This is a genomic window from uncultured Phascolarctobacterium sp. (genome assembly GCF_902463975.1).
Classification (GTDB): Bacteria; Bacillota; Negativicutes; order Acidaminococcales; family Acidaminococcaceae; genus Phascolarctobacterium_A.
Map to the genome: position 1 here is coordinate 50,010 of NZ_CABQHJ010000006.1, position 13,665 is coordinate 63,674.

The 13,665-nt window shown below is 42.0% G+C and carries 12 protein-coding genes; 10 read left to right on the forward strand and 2 right to left on the reverse strand.

Translation table 11 applies throughout. The features are described from left to right. The first annotated feature begins 752 nt into the window (after positions 1 to 752). The 10 genes from RDW05_RS02930 (at position 753) to RDW05_RS02975 (ending at position 10,756) form a co-directional block, all read left to right on the forward strand. Positions 753 to 1,115, forward strand: a complete 363-nt coding sequence (locus tag RDW05_RS02930; protein ID WP_307977782.1) for an endonuclease domain-containing protein — start codon at positions 753 to 755, stop codon at positions 1,113 to 1,115. 923 nt (positions 1,116 to 2,038) lie between these two features. After that, positions 2,039 to 3,031, forward strand: coding sequence for a CRISPR-associated endonuclease Cas1 (gene cas1, locus RDW05_RS02935; RefSeq protein ID WP_307977783.1), 993 nt, complete (start codon positions 2,039 to 2,041; stop codon positions 3,029 to 3,031). Then, positions 3,031 to 3,309: a CRISPR-associated endonuclease Cas2 gene (gene cas2, locus RDW05_RS02940; protein WP_021719279.1), complete on the forward strand. Its 279-nt coding sequence runs from the start codon at positions 3,031 to 3,033 to the stop codon at positions 3,307 to 3,309. The genes cas1 and cas2 overlap by 1 nt, the downstream gene beginning before the upstream one ends. 15 nt (positions 3,310 to 3,324) lie before the next feature. Beyond that, entirely contained in the window at positions 3,325 to 4,638 is a 1,314-nt protein-coding gene (locus RDW05_RS02945; RefSeq protein ID WP_307977784.1) for a hypothetical protein, read from the forward strand. 189 nt (positions 4,639 to 4,827) lie between these two features. Next, positions 4,828 to 6,132 (forward strand): ABC transporter substrate-binding protein, encoded by a 1,305-nt coding sequence (locus RDW05_RS02950; RefSeq protein ID WP_374111005.1) that lies wholly within the window; start codon positions 4,828 to 4,830, stop codon positions 6,130 to 6,132. A gap of 67 nt (positions 6,133 to 6,199) precedes the next feature. Further along, the gene (locus RDW05_RS02955; RefSeq protein WP_293689950.1) at positions 6,200 to 7,078 is read left to right on the forward strand and encodes a carbohydrate ABC transporter permease; all 879 of its coding nucleotides are present in this window, start codon (positions 6,200 to 6,202) and stop codon (positions 7,076 to 7,078) included. Further along, positions 7,068 to 7,895 carry a carbohydrate ABC transporter permease gene (locus RDW05_RS02960; RefSeq protein WP_307977785.1) on the forward strand — a complete coding sequence of 276 codons (828 nt, stop codon included), beginning with the start codon at positions 7,068 to 7,070 and terminating at the stop codon, positions 7,893 to 7,895. The genes RDW05_RS02955 and RDW05_RS02960 overlap by 11 nt, the downstream gene beginning before the upstream one ends. Before the next feature lie 4 nt (positions 7,896 to 7,899). Further along, positions 7,900 to 8,991, forward strand: a complete 1,092-nt coding sequence (locus tag RDW05_RS02965) for an ABC transporter ATP-binding protein (RefSeq protein WP_307977786.1) — start codon at positions 7,900 to 7,902, stop codon at positions 8,989 to 8,991. Between the two features lie 21 nt (positions 8,992 to 9,012). Beyond that, positions 9,013 to 9,768 (forward strand): sugar phosphate isomerase/epimerase family protein, encoded by a 756-nt coding sequence (locus tag RDW05_RS02970; RefSeq protein ID WP_307977787.1) that lies wholly within the window; start codon positions 9,013 to 9,015, stop codon positions 9,766 to 9,768. A gap of 373 nt (positions 9,769 to 10,141) precedes the next feature. After that, entirely contained in the window at positions 10,142 to 10,756 is a 615-nt protein-coding gene (locus tag RDW05_RS02975) for a hypothetical protein (protein ID WP_307977788.1), read from the forward strand. A 148-nt stretch (positions 10,757 to 10,904) separates the two neighbouring features. On the opposite strand, the gene RDW05_RS02980 is transcribed toward RDW05_RS02975, so the two are convergent. Together RDW05_RS02980 and RDW05_RS02985 are read right to left on the reverse strand one after the other, a co-directional pair. Next, positions 10,905 to 12,251, reverse strand: a complete 1,347-nt coding sequence (locus tag RDW05_RS02980; protein WP_307977789.1) for a pyruvate carboxylase subunit B — start codon at positions 12,249 to 12,251, stop codon at positions 10,905 to 10,907. Positions 12,252 to 12,733: 482 nt separating this feature from the next. Further along, positions 12,734 to 13,663: a LysR family transcriptional regulator gene (locus tag RDW05_RS02985; protein WP_307977790.1), complete on the reverse strand. Its 930-nt coding sequence runs from the start codon at positions 13,661 to 13,663 to the stop codon at positions 12,734 to 12,736. Positions 13,664 to 13,665 lie beyond the last annotated feature (2 nt).

Sequence of the window (13,665 nt, forward strand, 5' to 3'; positions counted from 1 at the left end):
GAAAATATGCAGTGAGGTGCAAACCCCTCAGGCGCCAGAGGCGCCAGCTCCCCTACAAGGGGAGCCTCAATAATGAGCTGAAGTTTATTGAGATAGCCCCAAATAAGGGGACGGAAATCGATTTGTAACCACCATTTCGCCAGCATTGCCAGTTTTTTCAGAGATAACCCCAATTTGTGGACGGAAACTAGCCTCTTTTAATAGGAAGCCTTCTCATCTAGTAAATTTCAGAGATAACCCCAATTTAGGGGACGGAAACCACCAAGCAAAGATGATACATACACAGATTTGCATTTCAGATATAACCCCAAATTAGGGGACGGAAACTGAGTATTAATACTCGATAAACAAGACAAGAAAGAGGATTTTAGATATAGCCCCAAATTAGGGGACGGAAACTTACCTGCTTTCAGGTATTTAGCTTTTGCTCGACCTAATTTCAGAGATAACCCCAATTTAGGGGACGGAAACTAGAATCTGCTTTCCATGTTTGACAACCTCTTTTCCAATTTCAGAGATAACCCCAAATTAGGGGACGGAAACCAGTAATAGGACGGTTATTAAGCAGTTCCTTAGCCTATTTCAGAGATAGCCCCAACTTAGGGGACGTAACAAGCCTCCCCTTCCAGGGGAGGTGTCTGCGAAAGCAGACGGAGGGGTTTTGTAAGAATTAAGGGAAGAACAATACTTATGGATCATCAAGAAGATTTGTTATGACATGTTGGAAAAATTAACTTTGTAAAAGGAGCAATATGAGCACTAAAATTTTATATAATGGTCAAAATAAAGAAAATGCTAGATACTTACGAAAAAATATGACCAGACAAGAACGAAAAATATGGTATGATTTTCTTAGAAACCATAAATATAAGTGGTATAGACAAAGAAGAATAGGGAATTATATAGTTGACTTTTATTGTGATAAACTTCATTTAGTGATAGAGATAGATGGCGGACAGCATTATGAAGAAAGGCAGAAAGCGTATGACGAAGAAAGAACAAAAATGTTAAATAACAATGGGATAGAGGTAATAAGAATAGCAAACAATGAAGTTGATAGGAATTTTTTAGGAGTGTGTCAGTATTTAGAGCTTCGTATGGAAAATATGAAGTAAGGTGCAAACCCCTCAGGCGCTAAAGGCGCCAGCTCCCCTACAAGTGGAGCCTCAATAATGAGCTGAAGTTTATTGAGATAACCTAAAATTAGGGGACGGAAACATGCCGTAAACAGTATCAAGTATTAATAAGGAAGCGTATTTCAGAGATAACCCCAATTTAGGGGACGGAAACCATGCCAACCTCGCCGTTAAGTTTCACCGGGAATTTATTTCAGAGATAACCCCAAATTAGGGGACGGAAACTACCAACGCTGAATTTGAAACGCTTCTCGAAATTGATTAAATTTTAGAGATAGTCCCAAATAAGGGGACGGAAACCGATTAAGTAAGTCAGCATAAACTAGCATTTTTCCGATTTCAGAGATAGCCCCAAATAAGGGGACGGAAATCCGCTGGAGTCCTTAATATTAATCTCATGGTCGTATAAAATTTCAGAAATAGCCCCAAATTAGGGGACGGAAAATCTTAAATTGTACGTGTTTCGACGTCTGAAAAAATATTTTAGAGATAGCCCCAAATTAGGGGACGGAAATCTTTTGGTAATCTCCGTAATGTAGTTGCTATTGAATTTTAGAGATAGCCATAAATTAGGGGACGGAAACCCTTGTCATACAAAGCACGTTCGAAATATGTAAAATAATGATTTTAGAGATAGCCCCAAATTAGGGGACGGAAACTCAGCAGAATGAATAACAGCTTTTTCATACCATATTTTAGAGATAACCCCAAATTAGGGGACGGAAACAAGTAAATTTTTCAGATGAAAAATAGCGTCCCAACGGATTTCAGAGATAACCCCAAATTAGGGGACGGAAACTGCAATATACAGCAATATCGCCAAGGCTTTCTATTTTATAGATAACCCCAAATTAGGGGACGTAATTTTGAAATAAGAAAATATTTTCTAGGAGGGATAAAAAATGACTTCTTTGTATATTACGGAAAGCGGAGCGTATTTACGAAAACGCGGAGGCCATGTTTTAGTCGGGCGTAACAATGAGGTTCTTTTAGAGGTGCCGTTGGAGAGAATAGAAGATGTTACCTTGGTAGATAGTGTGCAAATCTCTTCAGGATTAATTACAGAGTTTTTAGAGAGAAATATACCTCTATCATGGCTTTCTGGAAGAGGTCGTTTCTTTGGCTCGCTTTTAAGCAATGGTTCTATTGATATAATTAAGCATCAAAAACAATTTGAGCTTTTGCAGGAAGAAAAGTTATATTTTGAGCTTGCCAAAAAGATTATTTATGCTAAGGTACATAATCAGCTGACAATTTTACGTCGATATAATCGCAATTTAAAACTTGATAATGTAGACACAAGCATTCGCAATATTTTAGCAATAAGAAAAAATATTTGTCAGGCAGATGATTTACATTCTTTAATGGGCTTTGAAGGAATTATAAGTCGTGTTTATTTTTGTGCTTTAGGCGCTATAGTTCCAGATGAATTTAAATTTGAAAAACGTACTAAAATGCCACCACGAGATCCATTTAATTCTATGTTGAGTTTAGGTTACAGTATGCTGTTCAATGAGATTATGAGCAATGTGTTGGCTTTGGGTTTGCATCCTTACGTTGGTTTTATGCACAGAATTGCTAAAGGACATCCTGCGTTAGTTTCGGATTTAATTGAAGAATGGCGTGCGCCATTGATTGATTCTATGGTTTTAGCAATGGTAAAGAGAAATATGTTGACGAAAGATATGTTTGAAACAAATGAAACGGGCTGTTTTTTAAACACTGAAGCTCGTAAAATATATTTGCAGACATATAACAAAAAGTTACGTTCAGACAACCAATATCTTGAAGATAAATATACTTATCGCGAAAGCATTAGACAACAGTGCCGTAAATATGCTAGTGTAATCATGCATAGAGATATCACTCTTTATGAACCTTTGGAGTTGAGATAATGGAGCGAAAATTTATAGTTTTAATGATTTATGATATTGTCGATAACAAACGCCGTAATAAGATGGTAAAATGTCTTGAGGCTTATGGTGTCCGTGTACAAAAATCTGCTTTTGAAGCATTACTTAATCGTCGGCAATATGAAAAAATGCTACGAGAAAGCAGTATTTTGATTGATGAAGCAGTTGATTCCTTGCGAGTATATGTATTGGATGATATTATAGATGTATATACTTGGGGAATTGGCGAGCGTAAGGAAACAGACTGCGTTATTTTGTAAATGGGAGATGAGCGAATGAGCATTTTATATACACCTGCCGGTGATACGGATCCTATAAGAGATTGCTATGATGGTGCTATGCTGCACATAATCAGAACATATTGGCCTGAATACGTGCGGATATTCTTAAGCGCGGAAATGTCTGCAAAAGAAAAAAACAGGCATATATACTCTAAAGCGATTGAGTATAATGTGCCTGAGTGCAAATTTGATTTTATTTATACTGATATAGTTAATGTACAGCTTATGGAAGAACTGGTGCCTTTGGCAGAAGGCTTTCTTGAACTGCGCAAAGAGTTTCCGGAAGAAGAGATTTTGCTGAATTTAAGCTCAGGTACACCGCAAATGAAAACGGTGATGAGCTTTTTAGCCACGGATTTTGAAAACGTTCGTGCTATTCAGGTAGATTCACCGCAAAGGGCATCTAATAGAACAGCGCATGCGACGCAGGATAATGAAGATATCAATATTGTAATAGAAAATAATTTTGATAATGTTCCTGATTATACGTGCCGTTGCCATGAAGCACCGCTGTCACTTTTGCGGCGTTACAGTATACGGCATCAGTTGATTAGTTTGATTAACAATTATGAATATAGAGCAGCTTTGGCTATGTATAATAAAAATAAAGCAATGTTTGTTGAAGAAACCGGTAAATTGCTAAGACATGCGGATTTGCGTTCCAAGCTGCTGATAAATGAAGCATTTAAGGGGATGGGTAAGGAAAATATTTATAATAATAATTCCGTGAAAAAATTGAATGAATTTTTGATGGTTATGGAATTACACCAGAGGAAGGGTGAATTGGCAGAATTCATTCCTAAACTGACACCATTTTTGTATGAATTACTGCTTTATTATTTCGAAAATCATGTTTCGCTTAAACTGGAGCGCTTTTGTTACAGCAAAAGAAACAATAATAGCAGTTGGAAAATAAGCACGGAGAAGCTGAGAAAAGAAGCGCCGGATGTATTTACTTATCTGAATTATTATTTTTGTCAAGGCGTTAGGGATACAGAACTTTCTTTTTCTAACATGCTGCTGATTTTGGAGTCTTTAAAATCTGTAAAAACAGAACTTATGGGAGAATTACAGATTCTTCGAGAGGTAGAGAAAAATCAGCGGAACAAAATAGCACATACTATTTTAACTGATGTTACGGAAGAAAATCTGCAGGCGATAGAGCCTAAGTTGAGTTCCTACCAGATTATTCAGCATTTGCGTAAAGCGTTTTTATTGATTATGGAAGGAGAATCCATCTGCAAACGCAATGTATATGATGATTTAAACAGGAGAATTGTTGACAGCTTAAATGAATTTACTAAATAGAATATAGTGCCTTCGCTTACAATACCGTCCGCATGTGAAAACTACGGATGGTATTTTTCTCATTTCTGTAAGCTTTTTAACACAAATTTAACCGCAAGCTTACTTTGGATTTTACATTCATCCGTTACAATAAAAGCACGTTGTAGAGATGACAACAATAATTTTTGTGGAATATCAGTAAACGGAGGAATGGAAATGAAACTGAAAAAAGTTTTGGCAGCAGCAATGATTTCGCTGCTGGCAACTACGGCACTTGTTGGCTGCGGTAGTGATAAGAAAAGTGCTGACACCGGCAAAAAGGTACAGATTGAATATTGGCATGTTGCTGCTGAGAGCTTTGGCGGCGCAACCGTAAAGGAATTGGTTGCCGACTTCAACAAAACTCATCCGAATATTGAGGTAGTAGAAAAATATAACCCAGATATGTACAAAGGCTTGACTCAAAACCTGCAGGCTGCTATGGCTTCCGGCAAGAATCCGGACGTAGTGCAAATGGGTTATTCCTTCCTGAACTACGCTGCTGAAAACTTTAAATACACCGATTTGAACGAAGCATTTAAAGCTGCCGGCGATGAAAACTTCATGAAAGATAATTACCTGCCGAACGTACTGCAGCTGGCACAAACCGAAGACGGCAAGCAAATCGGTCTGCCGTATTCCGTAAGTGTTCCGGTACTCTTCTACAATCCGGAAATTTTTGAAAAAGCCGGGCTTGATCCGCAAAACCCGCCTAAAACTTGGGAAGAGGTTAGCAAAGCAGCTAAACAAATTAAAGATAAAACCGGTAACATGGGCTTCTTCATGCAGGAATATGCCGATAACTGGACTCAACAGGCTCTTATCGAATCCAACGGCGGCCAAATGTTGACAAAGGTTGACGGCAAGGTTAAAGCCGGTTTTGATACTCCGGAATCTGCTGCAGCTTATCAGGTTGTAGCTGATATGGTTAAAAACGGTAGCGGTCTGCATGCTACCAACGAAGAAGGTTTCCAGGCTTATTTGAGCGGTAAGCTGGGCATGGTTTGTACCACCATCGGTAAACGTGCTAACTTCGAAAAGGGCGCTAAGTTCAAGGTTATGGCTTCTCCGTTCCCTGCTTTCGGCAACAAACCGACCAAGATTCCTGCAGGCGGTAACTTCCTGATGGTATTCTCTAAGGATGCTGAAAAGCAAAAGGCTGCTATCGAGTTCATCAAATATCTGGAATCTCCGGAAGCACTTGCTAAATGGAGCACCGGTACCGGTTACCTGCCTCCTCGTAAAGGCGTAGCTGACGATCCGAAGGGCTTCAAAAAGCTTGCTGATGAGAACCCCAACATTAAAATGGCTCTGCAGGAAATGACTAAGGTTACCAAATGGGCAAGCTTCCCGGGGGCTAACGGCCTGCAGGCTGAACAACTGCTGATTGATGCCCGTGATATCATCCTGAGCGGCAAAATGAGTGCAAAGGATGCTTTACATCAAACTGCAGAAAAAATTAACAAGCTGCTGTAATTAGTCTGATAAATAAGCTGTCGCAGTTGCGGCAGCTTATTTTGCTAATAGCGCAAAGGAGGTTGCTATGAGTAAGAACAACAAGGAAGCATTGCTTTATCTGTTGCCTGCTGCCGTACTTTTTCTGGTATTTTATTACTGGCCGCTGCTGCAGAATATTTACCTGAGTGTTTTTTCCTGGAATATGATCAGTCCTAATCAAAAATTTGTGGGCCTGGAAAACTTTATTACTATTTTCAGCTCTGCCGAGCTGATTAAAATTTTAATCAACACCGTTTTGTTTGTGGCAATTATGCTGGTGCTGAATTTCGTTCTGCCTTATTTTTATTCGTTTATCCTGGGACATTTAGTGCATAGGTGGACGGCCTTCTATCGCAGCGCTCTTTTCCTGCCGTCTACCTTATCGCTGGCGGTAGCGAGCATTTTGTTCCTTTGGATTTACAATCCGCTGGCCGGTCCGATTAACATTGTTCTCAGCCAGTTTGATATCGCTTCGCCGCGTTGGTTCAAGGAAAACTATCTGGTTATTTTCGCTATCTGCACGATTATCGGCTGGAAGGTTTTTGGCTATAATCTTATCGTAATGCTGGCTGCTATGGTCGCAGTTCCTAAAGAGATGATTGAAGCAGCGAAGCTAGAGAACGCTTCCAACTGGGTTATCTTCAAAAAAATTATTCTGCCGATGACCTCTTCTACCGCAATCTATGTTTTTACGATAACGGTAGTTTTTGGCCTGCAGTACGTTCTTGTACCTGTAAATATGCTGACGCAGGGCGGTCCGGATCAGGGCAGCAGTAACCTTGTGTATATTATTTATCAATATGCCTTCACCTTCTTCAAGGCAGGCACCAGTGCAGCCTATGCGGTTATCACCATGGTCTGCTATCTTGCCTTCCTCTTTGTGAAGAATAAATATCTGGAAAAGAAGGTGTACTATGAAAACTAAGCTGCGTAATGAATGGTATTGGCATGCGTTTTTGCTTATTGCAGTTTTCCTGATGTTGTGGCCGATAGTATTTATGATATCTACCTCGCTGAAGGATTTGAATCAGGTTTTTGAATCTACATTGAATCCTTTGCCGTTTCCGCCGACCTTTGACAATTATACTACGGTTTTACATAACTTCCCGCTGCTGACCTATATCTGGAATACGTTTTACATTGCGATTGTGGTTACAGCCAGCAAGGCTGCAACAAGCGTGTTGGCAGCCTTTGCTTTTGTGTATTACAACTTCAAATATAAGGAAACAGTTTTCAACGGTATGCTGCTGACGTTCTTCATCCCCATCACGGTTTTGATTATGCCGAACTATCTGATGATGGCTAAGCTGGGACTGCTGGATACGCCCTATGGTGTTATGCTGCCCGGTCTTGTAGATGGCATGGGTATCTTCCTGATGCGTCAGACCATGCGCGGCATTCCTAAACCATTGCTGGAGGCAGCAATTCTTGATGGTGCCAAGCCGCATCAGGTACTGTTCAAGGTTATTTTACCCTTGATTAAGCCTTCTGTACTGGCTATTTCGATTTTGTTCTTCATCAACAGCTGGAACGAATATTTTTGGCCGTTGCTGATTTTGCAGGATAAAGCTAATCTGACACTGCCGTTGGCACTGCAGATGTTTATCAGTGCCGAAGGTGGCAGTGAATGGGGCATCGCGATGGCTGTAGCAACGCTGACAAGCTTGCCTCCGTTAGTACTTTACGGCTTCTGCCAAAAATTTATTATCAACACATTTATGCAATCGGGCGTGAAAGGATAAGAAGATGGATAACTTACAAAACGATTACAGCATTATATTTTCGCATGTGCAAAAGGCTTACGGCAGTAATGTCGTAATCAATGATTTGAATTTGGAGATACAAAAGGGCGAGCGCCTGATTCTGCTTGGACCATCCGGCTGCGGCAAGACAACTACTTTGCGTATGATTGCCGGCTTTGAGGAAATCACTAAGGGTGAGCTGTATATGGACGGCCGCGTGGTTAACGATATCGCTCCCGGTGAGCGCAATATTGCTATGGTATTCCAAAGCTATGCACTGTTCCCGCATCTGAGCGTTTGGGACAACATCACCTTTGGTTTGCAGCTGCAAAAGCTGCCGCAGGCTGAAATGGAAAAGCGTGCGCGTATGGCAATGGAAATCCTGCATCTAGAAGGCTATGAAAATAAAAAGACGCATGAATTGAGCGGCGGCCAGAAGCAACGTGTTGCTCTGTGCCGGGCGCTTGTAAAGCAGTCGCCGTACTTCCTGTTGGATGAGCCTTTATCTAACTTGGATGCCAAACTGCGCCAGAAGGCACGTACCGAGCTGGTAAAAATCCATGAAATGTTCAAGCCGACGATGGTTTATGTAACCCATGACCAGATAGAGGCAATGACTGTAGCACATCGTATTGCCGTTATGAATCAGGGCAAGATTCAGCAGATTGATACTCCGGCAAATATTTATCATCACCCTGCCAATACCTTTGTGGCAACCTTTATCGGTTCTCCGGCAATGAATATTTTGCAGGCTGATGTGTTGGATGGTAAAATTATCGTCGGTGACTGCGCACTGAAGCTGCCGCAGGAGCGCTTGCAGGAGCTTGGCGGACGCAGCAAGGTTATCTTCGGGCTGCGCCCGGAGGCTTGCACACCGAGCTTTGAAAGTGCTATGATTAATGGTAAGGCAGACTTTGTTGAAAATACAGGCAACCTGAAAACTGCTACACTTAAATTGGCAACCGGTGAAAGCTTTTATCTGCAGGACAGTGACCAAGGACTGCAAATGGATGATATCCGCGGCTTTAATTTTGATTGGCAGAATGTTTGCTTATTTGATGCCGAAAGCGGTGAAAACTTAGCGAAGGTACGCTAAGCCTTGAAGGGAGGAAGTTATATGCAATTTGAAGTCAGTGATTTACTCTTTCCGGGATTTACGAAGGATGCAATGAAGAGACTTGATAAGCAGTATGGTATTGAATTTTTCTATGAGTTCGGCAAGGATTATTATTGGAAGCAGCAGGTGGAGGAATGGGGTGAACGTGCACTTTCGATTCATGCTCCCTGTGTTGCGCTGAATCTTGCTGATTCTAAGCAGAAAAATTATGCCCGTGTTATAGAAAAGACCTTTGCCTATGCGCAAAAATGCAAGGCAGATTTTGTTGTAGTGCATACCAATGAAGCTATTGAGGGTGACAAGGAGTTTTTGAGGGCGCGTGTTATCCGCCGTCTGCGTCAGATTATGAACCTGAGCAAACGTTACGGCGTTAAGGTGCTTATTGAAAATGTCGGCCTGCGCACAAAAAATAATGTGCTGTTTGATTTGCCGGAATACATTGCGCTGTTTGACATTTTCCCGCAGGCAGGTGCGCTGCTTGATACAGGTCATGCACATGTCAACGGCTGGGATATTCCTGCGGTAGTACAGGCGTTAGGTGAGCGTTTGACAGCTTGCCATGTTCACGATAACGATGGCAGCGGTGACGCACATTTGCCGGTAGGTCAGGGGGATATTGACTGGAAGGCATATTTCGGTGCTGTCAAAAAATATGCACCGCAGGCTACGCAGGTATTTGAATACTGCTGCGGTTTTAACAATACCAAGGACTTGGAAGCGCACATTGCAGAGCTGAAAAGAAATTATAAATTATAACAGACTATGACTGACAAATAAAAGCACTCAAAGGAATAAAATACTCTTTACCTGCATTTTACCTTAAGGTTAATCTGTATTTAATATTCAACGGGTATACTATGTATAACGAAGATGAATGAATCTGCGATATGCGTAGGAGGTAAGCGTTATGCAGGATTTATACCCGATGTTGATTTTATTTGCCGGTTGGATGGTTGTAGATTTACTGGTGTTTTAAACACTGTAAGAATTTTTGTCATTTGCTGAGAGAGCAGGGAAAAGCCTTGCTCTCTTTTCGTTTTTTATCAGGAAGGTATTATCAATTACTCTTTTCAGTGGGATGTTTTCTTGCTACAATATAGTTAATGAATATAGCGAGGAGGAAAGTTCTATGAAAAAACTGTTTCTTTGTATTCTCTGTCTGCTGATGTGTTCCGTTTGCGCTGCTGCCCCGGCGAAAAAGGTAGTGCTGTGGTATCAGGTTCCGGAGGTTGTTCTGGAAGCGCAGAATCTTGAAAATGATGTTGAGAAAGGTAAGACGGAATTTGAAGCCTTCCTCATGGCAAATTACGGCAAGCGTTTTCCTGTACAGATGATTAAGCAGGCTGCTCAGGATAAGGAACTGACTGCTGCCGATGTATCACTGGTTACTCGTTCCAACTGGGTGCCGATTGTTGTGAAGCTTGACCTGGCCGGTGTTGGCAGCGGTGACAAGCTGGTTGGTAAATACAGCACTGTTAAGGTTGCGTTGAAGGAAAGCACCGTTGTAGACGGTAAGCTTTTCAGCTATGATTATGGTATCAAGGAATATGACAGCAGCATGCTGCGTGTAGCAGGTTATGTTATTGCCAGTGAAGATGACCCGCGCATCAACACCAAAAATGCTGTTAATGACTGCATCAAAGAGGCTTGTACTTTGAACAGCAAGGTTAACCGCTATGCGGATCCTGCAGCCTATGATAAGGAAAATGCCCGTTACAACGGCGAGTTTGAAAAAATTCAATAAAACGTCTGAGTTTGTCTCAAATATAGAAAATCCCGAATCTCATGAAGAGGTTCGGGATTTTCTTGCTCTTTGTCCGTTTGCGATATTTAAATTAAAGGTAGAAGTTTATGGATGACTTTTAGTGAGAGAAATATGAGTTGAGCTGTGCTTATCTGTTGTGACCGAAGAATGCTTTTGCTACTTCCGGGAAGGAAATATAGCTCAGCAGGTCTTCCATGCTGGCGTTAGGATAACCGTCTTCAGCCAGACGAGCTCGGAATTTTTCCAGCTGCGGCGGAATTAAATCCGCGGGACGGCAGGTAATAGGCTCGGCGTTGCCGATGGCCAAACGTTTAACCTCAGGGTCGATAGGTGCGGGTGTGCGACCGTATTTACCCAAAACTAAATCCTTAACCTCGCGGGGAATCATCTTATAGCGGCCCAAGGCTACGTTCAGCACTGCCATAGTGCCTACAATCTGACTGGTAGGCGTTACCAGCGGCGGATAGCCAAGCTCTGCGCGTACACGGGGCATTTCTTCCAAAAGCTGCGGATATTTATCGGCAACGCCCATTTCTTTCATCTGGTTGAGCAGATTAGAAAGCATACCACCGGGGATTTGGAAGGTAAGTACTTTCGGATCGATAGGAATGTTGGTGTTCAGGTTGAAATCATCTACCAAATCCTTTTTGACACCTTTGAAGTAATCTGCCAAATCATGCAGAAGCGGCAGGTCAATGCCGGTGTCGTATTCTGTGCCTTGTAATGTTGCTACCAAAGATTCGGTACATGGTTGGCTGGTAGAGCAGGCGAAGGGTGAGAGCGCTGTATCAACAATATCTACGCCTGCTTCGATAGCCTTCAGATAAGTCATATCACCCATACCGCTGGTAAAGTGAGTATGTAAATCAATCGGCAAGTTGATTTCTGCTTTTAAAGCTTTTACGAGGTTGTATGCTTCGTAAGGGCGCAGCAGGCCGGCCATGTCCTTGATGCAGATGGAGTCTGCACCCATCTGTACCAGTTCTTTGCCAAGCTTTACAAAATCAGCGTCCTTATGGTAAGGGCTGATGGTATAAACGATACAGCCTTGAGCATGTCCGCCAGCTTCTTTGGTGGCGCGCATAGCTGTTTCTAAGTTACGGGTATCGTTGAGTGCGTCAAAAATGCGGATGATGGATACACCGTTATCTACAGAACGTTTAACAAATTCAGAAACAACGTCGTCGGCTAAATTGGTGTAGCCAAGAACGTTCTGACCACGCAGTAGCATTTGAATCGGAGTGTGTGGCAGATTCTTCTTTAACAGACGCAGGCGCTGCCACGGATCTTCATGCAGGAAGCGCAGGCAGGAATCAAAGGTTGCGCCACCCCAGGCTTCAACGGCATGGTAACCGGCGTTATCAATTTTCTCCAATACGGGCAGCATATCAACGATACGCATACGTGTTGCTGCGATGGATTGGTGGCCGTCACGCAGGACGGTTTCTACGATTTTTACAGGTTTGTTTGCCATACTCTTGCCTCCGGTTAGTTGAGATGCATTGCCGAAGCAAGCAGATTTACTTTCAGGGTACGTACGCTTGTCCAGGGTTCAATTCTGATGAAATCTTTTACATTGCTCATGATAGTTACCTCCGTAAGTTTGAATAAAAAGTCTTGTTGATGTTAATTAGTCGTTCAGACCAAGCAGCTGGAGTTTTAAAGCGCGAACGCTTTTCCAGGGCTCGATTCTGAAGTATTGTTTTGCATTATTCATAGTAAAATCCCTCCGTAAAATAAAACATGATTTTTAAAATTTGTATGGATAACAGCTGCTGTGTATTTTTCTTTATGCTTGTTTAGCAGCTGTTTTTTGAACTGACTAAAATATACCACGGATAATAAGATAAATCAATTTTATTGAATTAATAAGCATATAAATCTGATTTATAGTAAAGTGCAAAGAAAAACAGCTGAAGGGCAACTCCTCAGCTGCTGTATTTTTTTCATATAATGTTATTGCCGGAAAAGCTTGATGAATTCGATGACTGCGTTAGAAACGTAAACATTATGCGGTAAAAGCAGAGAATATTTTCTTTCTGCCTGCTTGGACTGCAGCTTGAAAAAGCGCAGAGAGGTTTCATTGCCGGTTACCAGCTTGTCGCTGATAAAAGTGGCGCCGATGCCATGCTCCGCAAGCTGGAAGGCTGTGACGAGCTGCGGCACCTTGACCTTTATGCGTGGCAGAATTTCTGCTTCTTCAAACATTTTTAGCGTACGCATGCCAAGGTTGACATGTGCGTCAATACGGATGAAGTTGTAGTCCGTGAATTGATGTAAGTCAACACTGGGACAATTTTCCGATAGGTGGATGCCGTGTCTGACTTCTATTGCGCTCAGGCTATCATCCAGTAATTTGTCGCTGAGCGCGAAGGACTGCGGAACAGCGAGCAGGATGTGGTCAGAAAAGGTCGTATAGCTGTCAAACTCGCTCACTACGTCCTCGTCGCAGCTGAAGGTGAAATCAAGCTTGTTGTCCTTGAGCATTTCAATGAGCATATCCGAGCTTGTTTCGGCCATGGTGATGTTGATGTTGGGATAGAGGGTGTTGAATTGGGCGATGTATGACGGCAGGAGATAAGCATTCATATAATGCGTGCCGCCGATTTTCAGATCACCGCTTTTTAAACCATGAATATCATCAATTTGCTGCTTGAGCTGCTGCTCCAGCAGCATTTCCTTTTTGATATGCTGCAGATAAAGTTCGCCTATGCTCGTGAGAGTGAGTGGCCTTTGGCTGCGGTTGAAAATGGCAGCACCTATTTCCTGCTCTACTTTTTTGATGGCTATGCTCAGTGCAGGCTGAGTAATAAATAATGCTTCTGCAGCTTTAGAAAAACTGCCGCATTGGTAGACCTGGTAGATGTACTTTTTTTCTAACTCCATAC

Coding starts and splice junctions, on each gene's coding strand:
- RDW05_RS02975 (WP_307977788.1), top strand. CDS start 10,142: ATGAAAAAACTGTTTCTTTGTATTCTCTGTCTGCTGATGTGTTCCGTT.
- RDW05_RS02945 (WP_307977784.1), top strand. CDS start 3,325: ATGAGCATTTTATATACACCTGCCGGTGATACGGATCCTATAAGAGAT.
- RDW05_RS02950 (WP_374111005.1), top strand. CDS start 4,828: ATGGAAATGAAACTGAAAAAAGTTTTGGCAGCAGCAATGATTTCGCTG.
- RDW05_RS02930 (WP_307977782.1), top strand. CDS start 753: ATGAGCACTAAAATTTTATATAATGGTCAAAATAAAGAAAATGCTAGA.
- cas2 (WP_021719279.1), top strand. CDS start 3,031: ATGGAGCGAAAATTTATAGTTTTAATGATTTATGATATTGTCGATAAC.
- cas1 (WP_307977783.1), top strand. CDS start 2,039: ATGACTTCTTTGTATATTACGGAAAGCGGAGCGTATTTACGAAAACGC.
- RDW05_RS02965 (WP_307977786.1), top strand. CDS start 7,900: ATGGATAACTTACAAAACGATTACAGCATTATATTTTCGCATGTGCAA.
- RDW05_RS02955 (WP_293689950.1), top strand. CDS start 6,200: ATGAGTAAGAACAACAAGGAAGCATTGCTTTATCTGTTGCCTGCTGCC.
- RDW05_RS02985 (WP_307977790.1), bottom strand. CDS start 13,663: ATGGAGTTAGAAAAAAAGTACATCTACCAGGTCTACCAATGCGGCAGT.
- RDW05_RS02960 (WP_307977785.1), top strand. CDS start 7,068: ATGAAAACTAAGCTGCGTAATGAATGGTATTGGCATGCGTTTTTGCTT.
- RDW05_RS02970 (WP_307977787.1), top strand. CDS start 9,013: ATGCAATTTGAAGTCAGTGATTTACTCTTTCCGGGATTTACGAAGGAT.
- RDW05_RS02980 (WP_307977789.1), bottom strand. CDS start 12,251: ATGGCAAACAAACCTGTAAAAATCGTAGAAACCGTCCTGCGTGACGGC.